Source organism: Imhoffiella purpurea, assembly GCF_000585215.1.
Lineage (GTDB): Bacteria > Pseudomonadota > Gammaproteobacteria > Chromatiales > Chromatiaceae > Imhoffiella > Imhoffiella purpurea.
Genome location: NZ_AONC01000027.1, coordinates 1 through 21,487, shown reverse-complemented (window position 1 = coordinate 21,487; position 21,487 = coordinate 1). Strand labels below are relative to the sequence as shown.

19 protein-coding genes are annotated in these 21,487 nt (G+C 65.1%); 8 read left to right on the top strand and 11 right to left on the bottom strand.

Translation table 11 applies throughout. The features are described 5' to 3' along the window. Positions 1-21: 21 nt before the first annotated feature. The gene (locus D779_RS21075; RefSeq protein ID WP_157726363.1) at positions 22-966 is read right to left on the bottom strand and encodes a lytic transglycosylase domain-containing protein; all 945 of its coding nucleotides are present in this window, start codon (positions 964-966) and stop codon (positions 22-24) included. 290 nt (positions 967-1,256) lie between these two features. Between D779_RS21075 and D779_RS21070 the strand changes: the two genes are divergently transcribed. Further along, positions 1,257-3,440 (top strand): AAA family ATPase, encoded by a 2,184-nt coding sequence (locus D779_RS21070; protein WP_052347999.1) that lies wholly within the window; start codon positions 1,257-1,259, stop codon positions 3,438-3,440. Here D779_RS21070 and D779_RS09135 read toward each other — a convergent pair. The 8 genes from D779_RS09135 to D779_RS09100 form a co-directional block, all read right to left on the bottom strand. Continuing rightward, positions 3,396-4,571: a porin family protein gene (locus D779_RS09135; protein ID WP_157726362.1), complete on the bottom strand. Its 1,176-nt coding sequence runs from the start codon at positions 4,569-4,571 to the stop codon at positions 3,396-3,398. The genes D779_RS21070 and D779_RS09135 overlap by 45 nt on opposite strands. A 70-nt stretch (positions 4,572-4,641) precedes the next feature. Beyond that, positions 4,642-5,208, bottom strand: coding sequence for a polysaccharide biosynthesis/export family protein (locus D779_RS09130; protein WP_232424142.1), 567 nt, complete (start codon positions 5,206-5,208; stop codon positions 4,642-4,644). 194 nt (positions 5,209-5,402) lie between these two features. Next, positions 5,403-6,320 (bottom strand): 5'-nucleotidase, encoded by a 918-nt coding sequence (locus D779_RS09125; protein ID WP_043752936.1) that lies wholly within the window; start codon positions 6,318-6,320, stop codon positions 5,403-5,405. Between the two features lie 43 nt (positions 6,321-6,363). Beyond that, positions 6,364-6,891 (bottom strand): hypothetical protein, encoded by a 528-nt coding sequence (locus D779_RS09120; RefSeq protein WP_043752933.1) that lies wholly within the window; start codon positions 6,889-6,891, stop codon positions 6,364-6,366. 158 nt (positions 6,892-7,049) lie between these two features. After that, positions 7,050-7,691 carry a nucleotide-binding protein gene (locus D779_RS09115; RefSeq protein WP_043752930.1) on the bottom strand — a complete coding sequence of 214 codons (642 nt, stop codon included), beginning with the start codon at positions 7,689-7,691 and terminating at the stop codon, positions 7,050-7,052. A gap of 50 nt (positions 7,692-7,741) precedes the next feature. After that, a complete protein-coding gene (locus tag D779_RS09110) occupies positions 7,742-8,500 on the bottom strand; it encodes a hypothetical protein (protein WP_043752927.1) in 759 nt (252 codons plus the stop codon). Between the two features lie 709 nt (positions 8,501-9,209). Continuing rightward, entirely contained in the window at positions 9,210-13,109 is a 3,900-nt protein-coding gene (locus D779_RS09105; RefSeq protein ID WP_043752923.1) for an efflux RND transporter permease subunit, read from the bottom strand. Between the two features lie 76 nt (positions 13,110-13,185). After that, positions 13,186-14,328, bottom strand: coding sequence for an efflux RND transporter periplasmic adaptor subunit (locus tag D779_RS09100; protein WP_232424139.1), 1,143 nt, complete (start codon positions 14,326-14,328; stop codon positions 13,186-13,188). Positions 14,329-14,813: 485 nt separating this feature from the next. On the opposite strand from D779_RS09100, the gene D779_RS09095 reads away from it, so the two are divergent. From D779_RS09095 to D779_RS09085, 3 genes are all read left to right on the top strand, one after another. Beyond that, a complete protein-coding gene (locus D779_RS09095; protein ID WP_043752918.1) occupies positions 14,814-16,340 on the top strand; it encodes a dynamin family protein in 1,527 nt (508 codons plus the stop codon). Between the two features lie 98 nt (positions 16,341-16,438). After that, positions 16,439-18,913: an SUMF1/EgtB/PvdO family nonheme iron enzyme gene (locus tag D779_RS09090; protein ID WP_043752915.1), complete on the top strand. Its 2,475-nt coding sequence runs from the start codon at positions 16,439-16,441 to the stop codon at positions 18,911-18,913. A 148-nt stretch (positions 18,914-19,061) separates the two neighbouring features. Further along, entirely contained in the window at positions 19,062-19,430 is a 369-nt protein-coding gene (locus tag D779_RS09085; protein ID WP_043752913.1) for a hypothetical protein, read from the top strand. Between the two features lie 24 nt (positions 19,431-19,454). Here D779_RS09085 and D779_RS09080 read toward each other — a convergent pair whose 3' ends face one another. Then, the gene (locus D779_RS09080; protein ID WP_232424138.1) at positions 19,455-19,751 is read right to left on the bottom strand and encodes a BrnA antitoxin family protein; all 297 of its coding nucleotides are present in this window, start codon (positions 19,749-19,751) and stop codon (positions 19,455-19,457) included. Then, entirely contained in the window at positions 19,732-20,010 is a 279-nt protein-coding gene (locus D779_RS09075; RefSeq protein WP_043752911.1) for a BrnT family toxin, read from the bottom strand. Before D779_RS09075 ends, D779_RS09080 begins: the two co-directional genes overlap by 20 nt. A gap of 73 nt (positions 20,011-20,083) precedes the next feature. On the opposite strand from D779_RS09075, the gene D779_RS23130 reads away from it, so the two are divergent. The 4 genes from D779_RS23130 (at position 20,084) to D779_RS22190 (ending at position 21,451) form a co-directional block, all read left to right on the top strand. Further along, positions 20,084-20,293, top strand: a complete 210-nt coding sequence (locus tag D779_RS23130) for an excalibur calcium-binding domain-containing protein (protein ID WP_332307752.1) — start codon at positions 20,084-20,086, stop codon at positions 20,291-20,293. Positions 20,294-20,409: 116 nt separating this feature from the next. After that, positions 20,410-20,535 (top strand): hypothetical protein, encoded by a 126-nt coding sequence (locus D779_RS23125; protein ID WP_269747378.1) that lies wholly within the window; start codon positions 20,410-20,412, stop codon positions 20,533-20,535. Positions 20,536-20,739: 204 nt separating this feature from the next. Beyond that, positions 20,740-21,165 (top strand): DUF488 domain-containing protein, encoded by a 426-nt coding sequence (locus tag D779_RS23275; protein WP_081763437.1) that lies wholly within the window; start codon positions 20,740-20,742, stop codon positions 21,163-21,165. Further along, positions 21,071-21,451, top strand: a complete 381-nt coding sequence (locus D779_RS22190) for a hypothetical protein (RefSeq protein ID WP_198295698.1) — start codon at positions 21,071-21,073, stop codon at positions 21,449-21,451. Before D779_RS23275 ends, D779_RS22190 begins: the two co-directional genes overlap by 95 nt. Positions 21,452-21,487: the final 36 nt, after the last annotated feature.

The following is a 21,487-nucleotide window of genomic DNA, read 5'->3' as shown; positions in this document are numbered from 1 at the left end:
CGGCGCCGAGAGACCCCGGGCTCACCGCGCGCGGTCGGGATCAGCGAACGTCTGTGTCCGAGGGTTCTGCGCCTTGGAGCGCTGTTCGGCCTGACGGGAGAAACGCTTGCGGCGTTCGGCGAGTTCCTGGAGATGACTGCCGAGCAGCGAGTTGCCCGGAGCGCTCAGACGACTCTTCAGGCGCGTTGGCATGTCCTTGCGCGCCGCCTCGCGAGCAGGCTCGCTCCAGGGTGCATCCTCGGGCCAGGCCGCGCTCGTCGCAGCCGGCGCAAAGGAGACCGGAGACCGAGCGGCGCCACCGATTCCGGCCACTCCGGCGGTGGCCGCGACCGGCATCATCCTCATCCCCAGAACCTGCTCCGCACGCTCGGAATAGAGCGGAATTCCCTTCATCCGCAGAAATCGGCTCAACACCTGATAGGTATAGAGCTGGGTTTCGGGATAGTCGAGGACACCCTCGCTCCGTTCGACGGCTCCCTCTCCCGCGTTATAGGCCATCACCGCCTTGCCGATGCTGCCGTATTTCTCGATCAGACGTTTCAGATGGCGAGCGCCGGCCTCCAGATTGGTGTGCACATCGAACAGACGGTCCACCGAGGTCACGCCGTAATCGGCCGCGGTCTCCGGCATCAGCTGCATCAATCCGACCGCACCCTTCGACGAAACCGCGAGCGGATCGTAGGCGGATTCGACGCTCACGATCGCATGCAGCAAGTTGCGATCCAGCCGAAACAGAACGGCATAGCGATCGATGGCCGACCGAATGGCGGTTCGAGAGGGTACCGGTCCCTGCGGCGGCTCGGGCAGAGGGCGAGCGGCAGACGCGGCGGCATCCTCCACCCGAATCGACTCCAGGGGTTCGGGAGACGTCTTGCCGGATACGGCCCGCGCCTCCGGAGAGGGCTCGAGCGGCGCGCCAGGGGTCTCGACGTCCGCCGCCCGACAGAGAGATATGTGCGCGATCACGGAGACCGAAAGGACCACTCTCAGCACACCAGCGGCCCTGAACGACCGACGCCTTCTGCGGCGAGCATGGTCATCCGCCGGAATCAGCGGAGATAAGACTGGTATAGAGTGGATGAAGCCTGATTTCATCTCGCCCCCTGCATGTGACTCACGATCCCGAAACGCCCGGCGAGGACAAAGAGGCTCAACCGAGTCAAGGGAGTTTGATACACTGCCGCGCACGCCTGCTGGACGCCACCTCGCATCACCAACTCTACGATGGACGCCCATCATCGCCTGGGAAACGGAAGATGTACGAATCCTTCTTCGGACTCAACGAAAAGCCCTTCTCGCTCCTTCCGGACCCAAGCTTTTTCTACCTCAGCAAGATCCATCGAGAGGCCCTGACGCTCGTCGAATACGGTCTCTACAGCCAGTCCGGATTCACCGTTCTGACTGGCGAGGTCGGATCCGGCAAGACGACCCTGATGCGCTATCTGCTCCACAGACTCGAGGACGATCTGACCATCGGCCTCATCTCCAATACGCACGAATCTCTCGGCCAGATCATGGACTGGGTCTGCGCCGCCTTCGAGCTGAACGTCCCGCCCGGAAGCAAGCTCGAGCAGCATCAGGCGTTCGTCGATTTCCTTCTGAGCCAGTACGCCAAAGGGAAGAAGACGCTGCTCATCATCGACGAGGCGCAGAATCTGGGTCTGGAACGACTCGAGGAGATCCGCCTTCTATCCAACATCAACGCCGACAAGGATCTGGTGCTTCAGCTGCTGCTCCTGGGGCAGCCACAGCTCAGACAGCAACTGAGACGCCCCGAGCTGGAGCAGTTCGTTCAGCGCGTCTCGGCATCCTATCATCTCGGCCGGCTCACGTCCGAGGAGACCTACCGCTACATCAGGCACCGTCTCGAGACCGCCGGCGGCAGCAAGGAGATCTTCACGGCGGATGCCTGTCACGCGGCCTTTCATTACAGCAAGGGCATCCCGCGCATCATCAATCTGATCTGCGAGACCGCCCTCGTCTTCTCATACGGCGCCGGCGAGCATCTCGTCACCGGCCAGGCCATCGACAATCTGATCAAGTCGGACGCATCCAACCTCCTGTTCGCCGTCGATGCCGAGGATCGCGTCCCACTGACCGAAGAGGCCATCCAGGAATTCATCCGATCCGTCGGGGTCATCGCCGCAGAGACGGCCGGCCCACAGGACCAGAAGGCCAACGAGCCGGATCCGACAGCGGACCAGGAACCTGAAGGCGAGCGCCAAGCGCCGGCCCCAAGGATCGACAGGCACCGAGACCCGAGCGCGGCCGACTCGCCCCGGATCGAACCACCTCGAAGCGAGGAACCCCAACCGCCCAGACGACCCGATGCAAGCGGATTCGCCGACATCAACGCCAAGCCGGAACGCTCCTTTCATAGCGTCGCGAACCGCGCAGACGAGGCCGCGATCCCCCCCATGGATCTCACGCAGGAGTCCGCCTCCACGCGCGATGAGCTGATCCGATACGGCCACCTCCCGAAGCGCAAACGGACCAAGGAACTCGTCGCCATCACCGCCGGTCTCTGCCTGGGATTCGCACTCGTCCTCTGGTCCGCGCTGAGGGGATACCAGGAGCCGCCCCCACAGCATCTGGATTCGTCCGCAATCGAATCAGAGGGACCTGGCGATACGACCAAGCCCCCATCGCCACCGGTCCAGAGGGAGGAGCCGGCTCGCCCCGACCCTGCCCAGGCACCGCTTGCGGAAAATCCGTCGCGGAATCGATCCGAGCAGCCGGAGGCGATCCGCGTAACCACGAACGAGGAGCCATCCCGGCCACCAGCGCCGCAGCTCCCTGCCGAACGCTCGACGGAAGCGGCTTCATCGATTCAGGAGACGACCGAAGCGGCCGCGTCCCGGCCGCTATCCGACGTCCGAACCGCAGTCGCAGAGCCTGAGCCTGAGCCGGAACCTGAACCGCATCAAGACGGCATGAGCGAGATCGCCGAGGCGATCTCCGCCATGGGATTGAACGTGGAGACCCTCGCACCCGACCGCATTCGATCCAATTTCGCCGACCGCATCCAGTTCGGATCCGGCAGCGCGGAACTCGACGAGCGAGCGAAATCCCTGCTGCGGGATTTCGCCGCGCTCGCCAAGGACCGGAATGACCTGGAGGTCCTGGTGACGGCTCATACCGACAGCCTGGGAAGCCGTACGATCAATCAGTCGCTGTCCGAGCTGCGCGCCGCCAAGGTCGCGGACGTTCTGATCGCCGCCGGACTCGACCCGGATCGGGTGCGGCACGCCGGGAAGGGCGAGGACCAGCTTCTGGTCGATCCCGGACAGGAGAGGACGCGCGGACCCTGGGTCAATCGCAGGATCGAGATCGATCTGATCGAGAAGGCGCCTGATCCACGGCCCATTGCTCCCGAATCAGACCGGGAAGGTTCGCTACTTCCCGATCAGTTGCCGGGGAAAGACATAGGTCAGATTTAGATAGATCGAATTGGACACCGCTTCCTCATCGCGGAAGTCGTATTTCTGCAATCGGTAACGATAGCTGAGCGCGAGATTCAACTCTTCCGTCAGCTTGAGACCCAGTCTCGGCGAGATGGAGAAATAATCGCGATCCGAACTCGAGGAATCATCGTCCGAGTTTCGGTTCCGATAGGCATCGGCATTCAGACCCAGGGTCCATCTGGGACCGAGCGGATAGTCGTAGGACAGGGACAAGGAGGTCGTGTCCAGCAACTGGCCATCGCCGCTCGGCAGCATCGAGCGCTGGGCCGAGAGACTCAGACTCCCGACCTCGAACCTCTTCTTCAACTCGACCTCGAACAAGGGCCCGCTGCTGTCGGTCTCGATCACACCGAGCCAGGTCCCATATCTGGACGTGGAATTTCGGACGCCCGTGAAGGCGGACAGCGACAGGGTCTCCGAGAGCTGGTAGCTCATCCCCAGCAGCATGCCCCTGGTCTCGGACTCGAGATCGGTCTCGCTGGCATCGTAGCGATCGAAGGTCGCCCGCAGGGATGCCTGCGCCCGCTCGCTCAGGGCATAGATGAAGGTCAGCCCGGCGGTGGTGTAGTCGTAGTCATAGAGGGGGATGACATCCACATCCTCATAGCTCACGTCCTGATAGCTGGCGCTCAGCTCGAGAGTCGCGCGCGGCGTCAGCATATAGGTCCAGGTCGGCTGAGCGAAGAGACGGATGCGGCGCTTGTTCGCCTGGACGTATCCGGAGGTGGAGACCTCGCTGGTGAGCGTCGAGTCGTAATCCAGGGCGCCCTGGACCTCGAAGCTGCTGCGACCGAGACGATAGGAGGCCAGCGCGTTCATGGATGCGTCGGTCTCATCCAGATCGGATGCCTCGAAATAGCGTCTGGAGGTCAACCGCCCCCCGAGCTGGATATCGCTGATCTCGGTCCGCCGCCCCGATTTCACGTTCGCCTGGATGGTCGCGCCCGCCGTCTCCCGCTCGCCTCGCGTGGTCAGACGGACGTTGTCGTCATAAAAGGTCTGCAGGATGGCGCGCGGCTCGACGTACCATTGCTCGGCATGCGCCAGGGAGCTACCGAGAGCGAGTGACAGACACAGGAGAGAGAGGCTGCACGTGCGGTCGTTCAAAGAATCCATGAAGACCATGGGGGCGAGTCTCCTGCGTCAATGCATGGAAGTCCGTGGCGAAGGCACTGACTCAAGGGACCACGATGACGTCGCCGGCCTCTAGCGCGATGTTCTGCTCCAATGATCTGCCGCGCCGGATATCCTTGTAGTTGAAGGGGATGGAACGCTGCGTGCCGTTCTCCGTGCGCAGCACCTTGATATGCTTCTCGTCGGCGAAGGGCGTCAGACCGCCGGCCATGGCCAATGCCTGCATGACGGTGACATCGCGCGTCACCAAGGGGAAGTCGCCCGGCTTGTTGACGCGGCCGAGGATATAGATCCGGTTCCCCGGGATCTCCTGCAGGGTGACCGTCACCACCGGATCCGAGATGTATTTCTTGAGCTTGTCCTTGAGGGCCTGGGTCAGCTCGCCGATGGTCAGCCCCGCCGCCTCCAGATCGCCGGCCAGCGGGAAGGAGATACCGCCGTCGGGACGCACCAGAACCAGCTGCTCGAGCCCGGGTTCCTGCCACACGGAGACGGCGACGATATCACCGGCCTGCAGCCGATACCCCTCGGGCACGGCCCGCTCCGCGAGGGCCGGAACCGCGACCGAGGCCATGAAGGACACCAGGACCGCCAATGTCAATCCATGCATCCAGGATGGCAGAACACTCCGTCTTTTCGGCAATGGCATCTCGATGAACCTCGATTCCTGAATTCCAGAGTGGGGTGGCTGCATCGTCCGAATCCAAGTACGGACGGAGTCACAGTATGGGGCGAATTACACCATCGCCGTATCCGTTTTTCCACTTCCCGGATCCCGACCCATCCGGAAGGGAGACCGAAACCCTAGCCGTTAGCGACCCCGTGCGGAACGTGGCCGGTTGCCACATGCAGGCTGGCCGCCTCGCAGTGCGCCGCCTGATCGTCGAAGAAGATGTCCGCGTCGAAGGCGCGCAGGAACTCGGCCTTGCGCAGCCCGCCGAGAAACAGCGCCTCGTCGATCCGGATGCCCCAGGCACGCAGGGTGCGGATCACCCGCTCGTGCGACGGCGCCCCGCGCGAGGTCACCAGGGCCGTACGGATTGGAGAGGACACGTGCGGGAACAGCGCCTGCAGCCGATGCACGGCCACCAGGAAGCCCTTGAAGGGTCCGCCCGGAAGCGGCTCGTGGGCCGCGGCGAACTCGCTGGCGTTGAAGACGTCGAGCCCCTGCTGGCGAAAGAGACGCTCGGCCTCGTCCGAGAAGAGCACCGCGTCGCCGTCGAAGGCGATCCGTACCTGACCGTCGTCCTCCTCGGCCGAGGGCGCCGAGGAGGGCAGGACGGTCGCGGCCGCGCAGCCGGCGTCCAGGGCCAGACGCACGTCCATCGGATCCGCCGAGAGGAACAGATGGGCGCCGAACGCCGAGACGTAGCGATAGGGGCTCGCCCCGCCGGTGAAGGCCGCGCGGCTGATGTCGAGCCCATGATGGTGAGCGGACGTCAGGACCCGCAGACCGGTATCCGAGCTGTTGCGCGAGAGCAGGATGACCTCGACGCGGCCGCGCCGCTCCAGCGCCTCGTTGAGGCTCATCAGCTTCTTGACCAGGGGAAAGGCGACGCCGGGCGAGAGGATGTCGGACTCGTGGGCGACCTGATATTCGCGGTAGGCGTCGACCCCCTGGGTCTCGAACACCCGGTGCGATTCGCTCAGATCGAACAGGGCGCGAGACGAGATGGCGACGATCAGACGCACGGCCTCGAGGGTCTCGATGTCTGCCGCCATCAGCGGGCTCCGAGTCGCGGATGAGGAGAACCCGCCATGCGCCCTACCAGGGCATGAACCAGTTCATGAAATTCATGGGCCGGCTGATGCTCTGGTTCATGACCGCCATGTCCTGCCGCATCGATGAGGTCGAGACCGTCATGTTCTGAATCGCCCGATCCATGTCCTGCATGCTGACCAGCATGGGTTCCAGGGCGTTCACGTCGCGCGCCATGGAATCGACGCTGACCGTCATGGTGCGGACATCCGAGCTCATCTGCGACATGCGGTCCGATATCGACTGCATGTTGCTGGCCATGACCGTCATGTTGGTATCGACGCTGATCGCCAGGTAGTGCACGTCCTTCGCCAGACTGAAGACCAGATAGAAGCCGTATGCCGCCAGAATGATGAAGGCGAACAGGGATGGATAGACGATCAGTTCCCAGCGCTTGGCGCTGGTCTCGAACGCCTGCGACAGCCGATCGATCGCGAAGGCGTTGATCTTCTCATCGGGTGCGTCGATGATCGCGGAGCCGGGATCGGCTGTCCGGCTCGATGCGGAAGAGGCGGGTTGCTCGTTGTCCGGCATGTTGGAAATCGCGTCCTAACTTACTGCTATGCGTTGTCATGGCCGCGATGCCTGGGCGCCGCGACGACCGATAAATCCAATCGTTCTAGGAGCTTAACAGAATTGCATCCAGTCGCAAAAAGCGCTGCCAGCCGTCGCGGGCCGAGGCCCGCCCTGAATCAGGCGGTATCGCCCACGAGATGCGGATAGAGCGCGGCCGCCAGCCCCAGGAACTCCCGGGCCGCCTTGCCGCGCGATTCGAGCTCGAACACGGCCAGCCCCTCGCTGAACGAGCGCCGGAAGACGGTCCGCTGGGCCAGGCGCGGCTTGATGAAGCGGATGCCCGGGAGCGAAACCAGGGCCGCCGCGGCCTCGTTGGTCTCCTGCACGGCATGGTGCGTGTCGCCGCGATTGATGAAGCCCAGGAGCTCGATCCCGGACCTGCGCTCGATGCCCGAGACGAACTGGATGTAGCGCTGCGTGGACCAGATATCGGCCTGAGACGGGGGCACCGGGATCACGACCCGATCGCACAGCGACAGCGCCAGACGCATGCTGTCCATGTCCGCGGCACCCACGTCGATCAGGACCTCGTCCGCCGAGCCCAGCGTCTCCTCCGTCAGGGCCTTGGCGTCCCTGACGGAGAGCTGCGGCGAGAACCCCTCCTCCTTGCGCACCTCGGCCACGTCGGTGAGGGTCGCCTGAGGATCGGCGTCGATGAGCATCACATCGACCTCCGCCATGGCCAGCCACACGGCGAGGTTGAAGGTGACCGTGCTCTTTCCCGAACCGCCTTTCAGACTTCCGACGATGGTGATCATGTCATTCTTCCGAGGAGGGACCTGTCGTCCTGTGAGCCGACCGGATGGGATCAGCGCTGCGCCGGCGGCGACTCCATGCGGCTGTAGCCGTCCGGAATCGCGAAGAGCGCGTCCGGTTGTGGGCCGACCTGGATATGATCCAGCTCGCGCACATAGCCGCCCGGGAATTCCTCGCGCACCGAGAGCTTCAGCTCGGGATCGTACCACTGGAAGGTCTTCACCGGCTGCTGATTGGGCATGGCGCTCGTCATCTCCCATTTCTCGACGGCACGGCCGTCGACGGTCTCCTCGCCGAGCATCCTGAGCTCCATGGACTGTCCGTTGGGCATCTGGTACTTGAGCGGCAGACCGCGCTCGGCATCGACCCATTGCGTTCCGGTCAGGGTCCGGCCCTCGCGCTCGATCGACATCTCCCATTTCACCGCCGCGCGTCCGCCGACATCCTCCTCGCCGACCTTGCGGCAGCTCACGTCCTGAAGCCCCTCACAGGGGCTGGTGCCCGAAGACGGCCGGGAGGACGACTGACCGGAAGGAATGCTGCGCTCCATGTAGCCCTTCCGGTCGGGAAAGAGCAGCAGCTCGACACCACGATTCTGATCCGTGATCCGCACCACCTCGCGGCCCTGCTGATTCGTCTCCATGCGCATGCGGCCGTCGCCCACGTACATCCTGCCCGTCGAGGCCTGACCGTCCGGTCCGCGACTGACCATCTCGGCCGAGAATTGCGTGCCGGCCATCTGAGCGCTGGCGGTGGCGGCGAACACCGACGACACCAAGGCCGCAAGCTGAACGTATCTGTTGAGTTTCATGATGCCTCGCTCCCCTGGTTATGCTTTCATGATCGTTGCGATCGGTTCCACTCAATCCATAAGCATCGGCCAGTCTCGACTCGGGGACGGTCCGCATCCATGGCCAGGTCGACGCCCCGATCAGCGGCGTCGGCCGTAGGGTCGGTCATAAGGATTCCGGGTCGGGGACTGCATCGACTCAAAGAGATCGGCAGGCCGCCTACCCTGTCCACCGGATTCGAGCGGTCGCCAGACCGGATCCTGGTCGGCCCGCCTGCGCTCGCCCTCGGTGAGAGGCCGAAAACGATAGGCACCGGCTTCATCGCCGAGTCGCGCGGGCGCCTCGAACGCCGGATCCTCGCGAAAGCGATAGCCCTGAGCTCGCCCGGCCCCGCCAGGGAACGACTGGACGGGGCCCGAGCCGGATGTATCGTAATCCCAGGGAAGACTCGACCAGCCCCCCTGCCCCGCCGCCCCGGGACGAAACCGATAGGGCCCGGCCGAAGACGCATCATCGGATCTCGGGGCGGGATACCAGCCGGAGTCGGAGCCACCGAATCCGTATCCATCAGCGGTCGCCCCATGGTCTCCGTACCCGTCCCGGCCCGGGATGCTCTGGGCGAGACATCCCAGGGTCCAGACCCAGAGACAGATTCCGCCCGCCAAGAGGCCGAAGCGCCGCTGACAAGCGGTCCTCGGAATCAATGAAGCCGCTCCCCGGGTCTCCACATCAGCCCCGATCGGGATCCGTGTCCGTATCGACCTTGAGCCGGATACCACGGCGCGGGGACTTCTTCTGCGTCGTGGTCGTCGACGCCTTGGCCGAGTCCGAAGAACCGGACGCGGTCTTCTTGGTGGCGGCCTTTTTCGTCGCGGTCTTCTTGGCCGTGGACTTCCTGGAGGCCGCCTTCTTGGTCGTCGCCGTCTTCCTGCCCGTCTCGGCCGCAGTCGGCGCGGGCTCGGTCGAGCTCAGGGGAACCGACGGCGGCCGCTCGGAGGCGGCCGGCTCCGCGGCGGCCTCCGGCTCGGGGCCGGGTTCGGAGGCCGGCTGACGCGCATAGGGATCGATCCGCACGGGCCTGGATTTGGGCTTGGACTTCAACAGTCCCTTGAGCGCCTCGAACAGCAGCAGGAAGATCCCGCGGACGGCATAGAGGAAGAGCACGAAGAACTCGACCAGCATGCCCAGAAGACGAGGCAGCCGACCCGTCTTCACCGCCTTGGCGGCCTGGGCGGCCTTGGCCTCGATCCGGCATGGCATCTCGATCCCGGGCGGCATGTCCGCGTTCGCGATCATGCACATATCCTCCTTGGCCGCCACGCACCCGAGCGGGATGACGATCAGGGTCAGCATGGTCGAGACCAGCACGCCGGACAGCAGCGAGATGGCCATGCCCTGGAAGATGGGATCGGTGATGATGACGCTGGATCCGGCCACCAGGGCCAGGGCGGTGATGAGGATGGGCCGCGTCCGGATCTTGCAGGAGCGGATCATGGCCTCGGCCACCGGGACACCCTTCTGGATCTCGTGGATCGCGAAGTCGACCAGCAGGATGGAGTTGCGCACGATGATGCCGGCCAGCGCGATCCAGCCGATCATGGAGGTCGCGGTGAATTCGCCGCCGATCCCCATCGCGAACATCACCGCATGGGCGGGGATGATGCCGAGCAGGGTCAGGGGGATGGGCGCCATGATGACCAGCGGGATGCGGAAGTTGCCGAACTCCCAGACCACCAGGATGTAGATGAGCACCAGGGCCACGGCGAAGGCCGCGCCCATGTCGCGGAAGGTCTCGTAGGTCACGGTCCATTCGCCGCCCCATTCCCAGGACAGACGGCTGTTGTCGGGCGGTGGGCCGAGCCAGTAGAAGGCGTCGCCGAAACCGCCCCCGGCCGCGGGCCGGGTGCCGTCGGGCGCCACGTAGTCCTTCTCCGCCATCAGATCCTGGACCTGGAACATGGCATAGACGGGCGCCGCCAGACGGCCGCCCACGTCGGCGACCACGAACTCGACCGGGCGCAGATCCTTGTGATAGATGAGCGCCTCCTCGCGCGCACGCTGGAAGGATCCCAGCTCGCTCAGCGGCACGGTGAAGCCCTGGCTCGACTGGATCGGCAGATCGCCGAGACGCTGGATCTCGGAGCGCTCGGCCAGCGGCACCTGCAGCACGATCTGGATCGGCTCGTGGCCGCTCTGGCGTCCGGCCTGCTGCTTGATGTCGCCCAGCGGCGAGCCGCCGAGCGCCATCGACAGATTGCGGTTGATGGTGTCGACCGAGATGCCGCGGCGCACCGCCTTCTCGGTGTCGACGTTGAAGCGCCAGTAATCGAAGGGATCGCGCATATAGTTGTCGACGTCGCGTGCGCTCTCGGCCTGGGCGAAGAATTCGGTCACGTCGCGCGCGAAGGCGCGGCGCAGCTCGGGGCTGGGACCGTAGATCTCGGCCACCACCGACTGCAGGACCGGCGGTCCGGGCGGCATCTCGACCACCGCGATCCGTGCCCCCGTGCCGGCGATGATCGGCTGGAGCATCCGCCGCGCCTCGATCGCGATCTCGTGACTGCTGCGCTTGCGCGCGTGCTTGTCGCGCAACTGGACCTGGAGCTCGGCCTGCCAGGGATCGGAGCGCAGATAGTAGTGACGGACCATGCCGTTGAAATCGAAGGGCCGCGCCGTGCCCACGTAGAGCTGGATCGCGGTGACCTCGTCGATGTCCTTGATCCGCTCGGCCATGCGATGGGACAGGTTGGCGGTCACCGGAAGCGCCGTCCCCTCCGGCATGTCGACGACCACCGAGAACTCGGGCTTGTTGTCGAGCGGCATCATCTTGACCGCCACCCAATGGAAATAGAAGAAGGAGCAGGTGAAGAGGAAGGTGCCCCAAAGCGCCAAACGGAAGATCCTGCGCTTGCGCCCGTCCTCCATCAGCGGCGTCAGGATGCGCCGGAAGAAGCGTTCCAGATGCTCGGCATCCTTGTGTTCGCGCTTCTCGGCTGCGCTCAGATAGCGCATCGAGGGACGCAGCAGCTTCGAGATCGCCAGATAGGGCGTGAAGACGAAGGCCGCGAACAGCGAGATGAACATGGCCACCGACCCGAGCTTGGGGATGGGCGCCATGTAGGGGCCCATCATGCCGCTGACGAAGCCCATCGGCAGCAGGGCCGCGATGACGGTGAAGGTGGCCAGGATGGTCGGGTTGCCGACCTCGCGCACGGCGTCGACCGCCGTCTCGTCGTCGGTGCGTCCCTCCTCCAGCCAGCGCCGATAGATGTTCTCGATCACCACTATGGCGTCGTCGACCAGGATGCCGATCGAGAAGATGAGCGCGAAGAGGCTCACCCGGTCGATGGTCATGCCCCAGATCCAGGCGACGAAGACCGTCATGAAGAGCACGACCGGGATGACCAGCATGACGACGATCGCCGGACGCAGGGCGCGGAAGGCCACCAGCACGAGCACGAAGACGAAGCCGGTGGCGACGATCAGCTTGAAGATGAGTTCGTTGACCTTGTCGTTGGCCGTCTCGCCATAGTTGCGGGTGACGCTCACCGCGACGTTGTCCGGGATGCGCGAGCCCTTGAGCTCCTCGACCTTGTCGATGATGGCCTGGGCCACCGTAACTCCGTTGGTCAGCTCCTTCTTGGCGACGGCGATGGTCACCGCCGGGCGGCCGTCGGCGCGCCCCTCGGCCTCGGCCGAGGGGCCCGTGTAATAGCTCACCAGCTGCGAGGCGTCCTGCTCGGGCCCGAGCTGGATGTCGGCGACGTCGTGGAGATAGACGGGCACGTCGTTGTAGGTCCCGATCACCAGACGCGCGATGTCCTCGACCCCGGTCAGGAAGGCGCCCGTGGTCACCGAGAAGCGCGAACCGCTCACCTCGACGCCGCCGGCCGTGGTCTCGGCATTGGCGCTCTCGATGGTCTGGGCGACCTGATCGAGACTGATGCGATAGCCCGATAGACGTTCGGGCGAAACATTGATGGTGACCTGCTCGCGGCGGCCGCCGACGACGAAGGCGTTGCCCGTGTCCGGGACCTGCTTCAGCGCCTGGAGCACGTCCTGGGCGAGCAGACGCAGCTGGGCGTCGTCGACGTCGGCCGCGCCGTCGCGGTCCAGATCCTTCGACCAGAGCGTCAGGGTGACGATGGGGACGTCGTCGATCCCCTTGCTCTTGACCAACGGCGGCATGACCCCGGGCGGGATCTTGTCCATGTTGGAGTCGAGCTTGTCGTTCACCTTGACCAGCGAGGGCCCCATCTCCTCGCCGACGTCGAACTCGACCGTCACCAGACCGTGGCCGCGCTGCGCCACCGAATAGACGTGCTTGATCCCGGGGATCTCGCTCATGATCCGCTCGAGCGGCTGGACCGCGAGATTGGCCACCTGCTGCGCCGAGGCCCCGGGATACTGGACCATGATGTCGATCATGGGGACCGAGATCTGGGGATCTTCCTGACGCGGGGTCAGGAGGAGTCCCAGCAGCCCCATCATGAGCATGGCGACGTAGAACAGCGGTGAGAGCGGAGAACGGATGAAGAGCTTGGCCGTGCGGCCAGCGATACCCAACTGCTCGGTCCTCGCCGGCAGCGGCTTGTCCTGCGGAGACTGTGCGCTAAGATCTTGACTCATATCCAATCCAGATTGTCCGTGGCCAGCATCGCAACGCGGCGGCACCTGCTGAAGAGCCTGGTCGACGACATCGACCTCAATGGTCGGCGGATCCGCCCTTGGACCAGCCCGCCGTCACACCCGGAGCCGGATCGAGCAGCACCCGCTCGCCCGCGCGCAGACCGCTCAGGACGGTGATGAGGCCGTTGTTCAGCTCCTCGCCGACCCGGATCAGACGCAGCTGCGGCCGACCGCCCTCGTCGAGCACGTAGACGCCGGGAAGGCTGCCGTTGTAGCGCACGGCATTCTTCGGGATCACCGGATTGGACTTGACCGGGGCGTTGAAATCCGGAACCAGCACCTTGGCGTACATGCCCGGCTCGGAGAGGCCCTGAGGCAGGTCGAACTTGATCTTCACCGTGTGGCGCTGAGGATCGGCCATGGGATAGATCTGGGCCACCCGGACCGGCACGCGGCGGTCGCCCGGATCGATCTCGGCCTGGATCATCTCGCCCTCGCGCAGACCGGGACGCAGACGCGCCGGGACGTCGACCTCGACCTGGAGGTATTGGATGTCGGCGAAATTGATCAGCGGCTGACCCGGCTGAACCGTGTCGCCCACCTCGACGAACTTCTTGACGATGACCCCGGCGAAGGGCGAGATGCTGCGGGCATCGCGGATCTTGGAGTCGAGCGCCTGCAGGTCGGCCTGCAGGCGCATCATGGCGCTCTGCGCCTCCTGGATCTGGATGCCGGAGGCGAAGAGGTCCGCCGAACGCTCGGTGGTGCGGTCGCGATCGCCGACGAAATTCTCCATCGGCCGGGTGAACATCTGATCGAACAGATTGGGCAGCCCCATGCCGCCCGTGGAGGTCCGCGACTGGGGAGAGTACATCTCGCGCGTGTACTGAACGCCCGCGTTGCGCAGCTGGGCGTCGGCGCTCGACATCTGGGCCAGCAGCGCCCGACGGTTGGCGAGCAGTTCCTCGTCGTCGATGGCGACCAGCAGCTTGCCCTCCTCGAAATCGTCCCCCTCGCGGCCGGCGATATAGGTCACGCGTCCGGGCAGCTGGGCCGCCAGCGTGACCTCCTTGTAGGGCACGACCGTTCCGCCCACGGACACCGTCGGCGCTCCCTGGGCCTGCTGGACGACGAACGTCTCGCCGACCTCGCCGAGCACCAGGCTCGGGACAATCGCCAGGGCGAGGGCGAGCACGTACGCAGCAGGTGCGTTATTCATCTTTGTTCCCATCGGATCGCACACCAAATAAGACGCTACTTATTATTGAATCGAACGCCCGACAGGCCTATCGCGGTCGGACCGAAAAGACGAGGACATCGAGCCGGCATCGCAGACGGCGCAAAGAGAGGCCGGCCGGGAGCGAATGGACCAGACGGGCCTGGCGCCGCTCGAGGTATCTCAGGCCGCCAGATTCCACGGCTCAGGCCCGAGCCCCGCGGCGCAGTTGCGCAGTATGCATTCAGCGCATGACCACATTCAAGCCAAGGCCACCTCGCTCGCCGTTTGCATGACTCTATTTCGTCACGAAAATTCCGCCGCTGGACGCTCGACTACCGTCCCCGGCCGTGATCGGTGTAACATCCCGCCCCACCGCCGACGAGCCGAGCGCAACCCCGCGATCTTGACCGCATCCCAGGTTCATCCGCCGCGCCCTTCCCCAGGCTCGATGCCGGATCGACCCTAGACACTTGAGGAGCCCATCCATGACGTCCACGTCCGACGCCCTCCAGAAAAGGCTGCAAGACCTGGAATCCCATCTGCAGCAGGAAAATCCGGTCCTGCTCAATGCCGTGCAGAGCTTCAGGGCGATCGACCGGGTCGCATATCGCATGGGCCTTCTGGAGTCGAACCAGTCGTTCGCCAACCTCATCCCCTGGTGGCCGCTGATCTCCATCCTCGGCACCTTCTCGGCCGGCAAGTCGACCTTCGTCAACCACTATCTCGGTCACAAGCTGCAGCGCACCGGCAACCAGGCGGTCGACGACCGCTTCACCGTCATCGTCTACAGCCCCGAGGAGATCAGCCGCACCCTGCCCGGCGTCTCGCTCGATTCGGATCCGCGCTTCCCCTTCTTCCGCATGTCCGAGTCCATCGAGGAGGTGGCCGACGGCGAGGGCAGCCGGATCGACGCCTATCTCCAGCTCAAGACCTGCCCCAACGAGCGGCTGCGCGGCAAGATCCTGATCGACTCGCCCGGATTCGACGCCGACGCCCAGCGCACGGCGGTGCTGCGCATCACCAATCACATGATCGATCTCTCGGATCTGGTCCTGGTCTTCTTCGACGCCCGGCACCCGGAACCGGGCGCCATGCGCGACACCCTCAAGCATCTGGTCGGCGACACCATCAGCCGCTCCGACTCGGGCAAGTTCCTCTACATCCTCAACCAGCTCGACTCGACCGCGAGCGAGGACAATCCGGAGGACGTGGTCGCGGCCTGGCTGCGCGCCATGGGCGAGGCGGGTCTCACCGCCGGGCGCTTCTACACCATCTACTGCCCGGACGCCGACACCCTGATCGCCGACGAGAACCGGCGCAAGCGTTTCGAGAAGAAGCGCGACGAGGACCTGGCCGAGATCTATCAGCGCATGGAGCAGGTCGAGGTCGAGCGTGCCTATCGCATCATCGCCTCGCTGCGCAAGACCGCGACCGAGTTCAGCCGCGACACCGTCGGGCTGCTCAACACGGCCATGCGCAAATGGCGCGGCCGGACCCTGGTGGCCGATGCCGTGCTGCTCCTGGCCGCCGGAGCGGGATTCATGGCCTGGAGCCTCACCCAGGGGCATTGGCATGGATTCGCCTACGAGGCCCAGTGGCTGGAAATGCTGAAGGGCCTCTCCTGGGGCATCCAGGGCCTCGAGGGGGCACTGGCGATGCTCGTGCTCCTGGTCCACTTGGGAGTGCGCCGCCTTGCCGCGCTCAGCGTCATGCCCTGGCTGCGCAAGCAGGCCGAGCGGCACGATCCGCCCGGCAATCCGATCGCCGCCTTCGAGAGCAACACCCGCTTCTGGCGTCCCACCCTGCTGCTCGGTCGCGCATTCGGCTGGAACGCCACATCGCGCTCCGCGATCGACGAGGTCTTCCAGGACTGCGAGAGCTACATCCAGACCCTGAACGAGCGCTTCACCAACCCCAAGGGTCTGCGCGAAACGAACCGGCAAAGGTCCGCGTCCGAACCGAGCGTCGCCAAGGTCGACGACTCCGTCGAGCTGGAGGCCGAACCCGCCTGAGATCGATCCGATCGCCCGCGTCTCGGCAGACAGGGTGAACCACCTGTCTGCCGACACCGATGCAGCCTATCGACCCTGAAGATCGCCACCAGGCGTCCATGCCATCCCGGAAGGCCCACGAACCCATCGCGAGCGGCTCGATGGACCGCACCAGCCACTGCCCCAACTGCTTCCAGTCCCCTGCCCCGAACCCGGTCTGCAACCATTGCGGATTCGACACGCGCACCTACGTGCACGACGCCAGCCTGCTCGCACCCTTCACCGGACTCGATGAGAGGCTCTACCGGGTCGGCCGCGTCCTCGGCCGGCCGGGCGGTTTCGGCGTGGTCTATGCCGGCTGGCAGACCCGAATCGGCAAGCCGGTCGCCATCAAGGAGTTCTTTCCCTCCACCTTCAATCCACTGGCCAGACGCGACGGGCATGACAGCCTGTCCGTGTTCCCGCTCGACCCGGATGCCTTCGCCCGCTGGAAAGAGCGCTTCCTGGAAGAGGCCCAGCTGCTGGCGCGCCTCGACCACCCAGGCATCGTCCAGGCCCATGACGTGCTGGAGGAGAACCGAACCGCCTATCTGGTGATGGAACGCCTGGCGGGACAGACCTTGGGTGATTTCCTGGGCGGGCTCCGGCAGACCAGTGGGGGACTGGTGCTGGAGCGCCGGCTGCCCGCCGAGCAGGCGCTTCCGCTGCTGCTCTCGGCCCTGGACGGATTGGCCTATCTGCATCGCCGACCCGAGCCCGAGGGACCCGTCCTGCACCTGGACCTCACGCCCAACAACCTCTTTCTGCAACGGGATCCGATCTCCAAGTCGCCCGATCCGGGACGCGTCAAGCTGCTCGATTTCGGCCTTGCACGCAAAGGGGCCCGCACCGCCGGCAGCGCCACCATGGGTGCCGGGGTCGGCCATCCGCATTTCATGCCCCCGGAGCAGGCCGACCCCCGGCGCCAGCATCCGGTCACAGCCGCGGCGGACTGCTACACCCTGGGCGCGACGCTCTACACGGCCTTGAGCGCTCTCGCACCGCCGCCCGCCGAGGCACGCCGCTCGGGCGCCCCGCTCGCCGATCTGCGCTCACGGGTCCCGGACCTGGATCCCGGGGTGGCCGGCGTCCTCATGGACTGCCTGCGCCTGGAGGCCGACCAGCGCCCCAGGGATGCGACGGACCTGCAGGCCAGACTGGCGGCGCTGACCCGAATGCCGCCTCCCCCGCCACCTCAGCCGGCCTCCATCCCTAGGACCGAATCGCCCCAGGACGAACAGGAGTCCCCATCGCTCCTGGACGCCGCGCTGCGCGCCCTCGAGGAGCGCGAAGGCTCCACCCGAGGGCGCCCCGCGAGTTCCGACCTGGATGACGAAGCCGAACGCCCGCGGCACGAGACTCGGAGACGCAAGAAGGGACCGCTTGCACTGATCCTGGCGGTAGCCATCGTCGCAGGCGGCTGGTCTCTGTGGGCCGCCTTCTTCCCAGCGTCCGACGAGGAACCGCTCAGCCCTCTGCCAGATCCCGAGCCGCCGGCCGAACCCCAGGCCGAGCTCGTCGTTCGCTCCAACGTCGACGAAGACACCTGGTATCTGGACGGACGGCTCATCGGCCCCACGAGTCCCGAACCCCATGCGGCCGAGGCGGGAAGACGCCGGATCCGAATCGAGAAACCGGGCTTCTTCGACTACGAGACCCAGGTGGACCTGGCGCCTGGCGAGCGGCTCAGGATACGCGCGAACCTGGTCCCGGCCCCCGAGATGCTCGAGATCACGGGCGGATGCTTCCAGATGGGGAGCGCGCCGGACGAGACCGGACGTCTCGAGGACGAGCACCGGCATCCCATCTGCGTCCAGGACTTCCTCCTGGGCCGATACGAGGTCACAACCGGCGAGTTCGGGCGATTCGTCGAGGCGACCGGATACCTGACGGACGCGGAGCGCAACGCGGACGATCTCCAGGGCTGCCTGGCCGACTACGACCGCGAGAAACGCTGGACCTCGTGGCGCGCCAGCACGGACGCCAACTGGCGCAATGCGAGCCCCTACCCATACGACCGAAATCGGCATCCGGTGGCCTGCGTGAGCTGGTACGACGCCCAGGCCTACATCGCCTGGCTCAACGCCCAGGGAGCGGGAGGCTACCGGCTGCCGACCGAGGCGGAATGGGAATATGCCGCCCGCGCCGGGACCCGGGGCGCGCGCTATTGGGGCGATGCCGTGGACGCCAAGGCATGCCGATACGCCAACCTCCCCGACCAGGCGCACGGCTGGCGGCTGGGCTTCCCCTGCGACGACGGTTTCGAATGGTCCGCCCCGGTCGGCCGTTTCCGCACCAACGACTGGGGACTGGCGGACATGCTCGGGAATGTCTGGGAGTGGACCTGCTCGGTCTACGACAAGCGCTATGGCGGAGCCGAGAACCGCTGTGCCGACGCAACCGACGCCGGCCGCCGGTCGCTCCGAGGCAGCTCCTGGTTCAACGCCGAACCCGATCTGGTGCGCTCCGCCCTCCGAGGCAGCAACCGGCCGGGCTACCGCTACGCCGATATCGGCTTTCGCCTCGCCCGGGATCCACTCCAGGTGGATCAATGAACGAGATCCGGCCCAGCCCGGGACATGCGCCCGACATCCGCGACCTCTTCGCCCGCGCCGACCGCTACGGTCTGAGGCCGGGGCGCTATCCCAAGGCGCTGGCCCCGCTGCCGACCTATCACCCGTTCTGCCGCTGCGTCTGCACCCCGTGGTCGGCCTCAGCGCCGCCCAGGCGCGCGAGAATCCAAGGGCGGCGGCCGACTACCTGAGCACCCTCGACGCCCGCAAGGAGCGCGTGAGCGCCTACCTCAAGAGCGAGGCCAAGGCGTATGCCGAGGCCCTGGAGCTCACCTCCGCCCTCATCGACGGCTTCGAATCGCCGCTCGGCATGGAACTGCTGGCGACCGTGGATTGGCTGGTGACCAGGGAAGGCGTCGCACCCTCCGTGCCCGCCCTACGCGCAGGCTTGCAGCGCTGGCCGGGCGGTCCCGAGGCGGCCGAGCGGAAGGGGCGGCTGTTCGATGACCGGGCGCTGGGGATCGCGGTGGAGCGCTTGGGGCGGCAGGGGATGGCGTGACCCTTTCGCACCCCCTGGCCGGCATCACTGATGCGTCTTGACGTGCTCGCACAGCACCGCGTCGATACGCGTCTGCCATCCAGGGCCTTCGGCCTTGAAGTATTCGACCACCTCGGGCGAGAGGCGAATGGAGACCGGTTGCTTGGTGGAGTCGGCTTTCGGGCGGCCCGAGGATCGCTTCATTTCCGTCAGCGGGCGCAGCTCGGCCATCTCCTCGTCGGTCAGCTCATGGGTGTCGGGGTCCTTCGCGATGCCTTCGCGGATGCGGGCCTCCTCCTCCTCTGTGGCGATGCGGTATCGTCTACCAATCTTGTCTATCACGTGCATAGTTCCTGACCTCTCTGGGTGTGGCCTCTCGCAGACTGATGATTCGGTAGTCGTCATCATCTTCGATGCAGATCACGCAATAGAGCTGGTCCGCGATCGGGGCAAAGCATTGCAGACGCAGCTCGCCATAGTCCTCCCGATCATCTTCGCGGCACACCATCAGATCCCACTCCAGCCTCGCGGCCAGCGCCAAGGACACCCCGTGGTTGGCGATGTTCAAGCGGTCCTTGGCGGGATCGAAGGTGATGTTCATCGCATTAATGTATATACAATAATACCGAAAGGCAAGGACGTCCGCTGTTGCTCACTCCAACCTCTACGCGGGCTTGATCCCGTCACTGCTGCCGGGGATTTCGCCGCGCGCCTTGGGCAATGCTGCTGGGCGGAATCGGGAACCGAGTTCAGCCTGCAGCAGCAAGCGAACCTGCGGTGAGATGACGAGCTGTACGGAGGCTCGGCATTATCTGACGGATTGTGGACTGAGCAGGCTGGATCGGGACGGGGATGGGGTGCCGTGTGAGGCGGTGTGTCGGTGAGGTGGTTGCATGGAGCGGGCATGGAATGCATTCCATGCCCCTCGAGGCAGCATTGTGGAAAATATGTCCGTCCCCTTTTCGCGGTCCCCTTTTCGCGGGATCTCGACGGCTGCAGCTTGGTCGAAACCAAGGGCCTGCGGATCATCCGCGAGAACCTGCGTCTGATGACCAAGCAGCTGAACTGGCTACAGGACGAGGCGTCCGGCGATGTGTTGGAGCGACGACTGAAGCCGCTGGCCTGAGGCACATCCGCGAGGCGAGGGGTTACGACGAGTGTGCCCCCTTGAGCGATTCAACTGGAGACGACAAATCTGAGCAGCGTATCCGGCAGTATTACGACGACGTTTCCGGTTACCATCAACGCGCTCAGGCAGTCAGTAGAGGGCAACGCAGTGACTAGGCTATTCACCATTGGCTACGAGGGAGCCAATATCGACGATTTTCTCATGACGCTTCAAGAAGTTGGCGTCACGACGTTACTTGATGTTCGAGAATTGCCGGTCTCTCGCCGAAAGGGATTCAGTAAGTCCGTGCTCGCCGAGGCGCTGAGCACCGTGGGTATCGCCTACCAGCACGAGCGCCGGCTTGGCTCTCCTCGGGATGTCCGGAACCGTTTACGAGAAACCGGAGACATGGGGAGTTTTCTCCTCGAGTTCGAGGAGCACCTGTCGCGGCAGACAGACCTGCTGGACGACCTTGCGGCGACACTGAGCGACAGCGTGGTCTTGCTCTGCTATGAACGCGACGTGACTCACTGTCACCGGCAGGTGGTTGCGCGTGAAATTGGACAGCGGGCTGGATGCCAGCCGCAACATCTTCGGGTGCGAAAGGATCATGGAGATTCGCAAAGAGCAGGTTTGCATTCTGGTTAAAGCCTATCCGCAGGCGAGCACAAAGTACCAGGAAACCGTTTGTTGCGCCGGGATCACGCAGGATGGTGAGCTTCGGCGTCTGTACCCCATCGTGTATCGGACTTTGACGCTCGATCAGCGTTTCGATCGTTTCGATTGGGTCGAAGCCAACATGCACCGGGCCAAAGACGATCCGCGCCCGGAGAGCTTTCGCGTCGACCAGGGCACGCTGAGCATCGTCAGATCAGGAAGGCTCAATCTGCATTCCGGACAGTTACGCCACCAACGTTCCCAGGAGAGCAGGTAGCAGCCCTTTGCCGCGTACGCGAGCGTTGTGAACGAA

Coding starts and splice junctions, on each gene's coding strand:
- D779_RS21070 (WP_052347999.1), top strand. CDS start 1,257: ATGTACGAATCCTTCTTCGGACTCAACGAAAAGCCCTTCTCGCTCCTT.
- D779_RS09130 (WP_232424142.1), bottom strand. CDS start 5,208: ATGCATGGATTGACATTGGCGGTCCTGGTGTCCTTCATGGCCTCGGTC.
- D779_RS09125 (WP_043752936.1), bottom strand. CDS start 6,320: ATGGCGGCAGACATCGAGACCCTCGAGGCCGTGCGTCTGATCGTCGCC.
- D779_RS09120 (WP_043752933.1), bottom strand. CDS start 6,891: ATGCCGGACAACGAGCAACCCGCCTCTTCCGCATCGAGCCGGACAGCC.
- D779_RS09115 (WP_043752930.1), bottom strand. CDS start 7,691: ATGATCACCATCGTCGGAAGTCTGAAAGGCGGTTCGGGAAAGAGCACG.
- D779_RS09110 (WP_043752927.1), bottom strand. CDS start 8,500: ATGAAACTCAACAGATACGTTCAGCTTGCGGCCTTGGTGTCGTCGGTG.
- D779_RS09105 (WP_043752923.1), bottom strand. CDS start 13,109: ATGAGTCAAGATCTTAGCGCACAGTCTCCGCAGGACAAGCCGCTGCCG.
- D779_RS09100 (WP_232424139.1), bottom strand. CDS start 14,328: ATGAATAACGCACCTGCTGCGTACGTGCTCGCCCTCGCCCTGGCGATT.
- D779_RS09095 (WP_043752918.1), top strand. CDS start 14,814: ATGACGTCCACGTCCGACGCCCTCCAGAAAAGGCTGCAAGACCTGGAA.
- D779_RS09090 (WP_043752915.1), top strand. CDS start 16,439: ATGCCATCCCGGAAGGCCCACGAACCCATCGCGAGCGGCTCGATGGAC.
- D779_RS09075 (WP_043752911.1), bottom strand. CDS start 20,010: ATGAACATCACCTTCGATCCCGCCAAGGACCGCTTGAACATCGCCAAC.
- D779_RS23275 (WP_081763437.1), top strand. CDS start 20,740: ATGACGCTTCAAGAAGTTGGCGTCACGACGTTACTTGATGTTCGAGAA.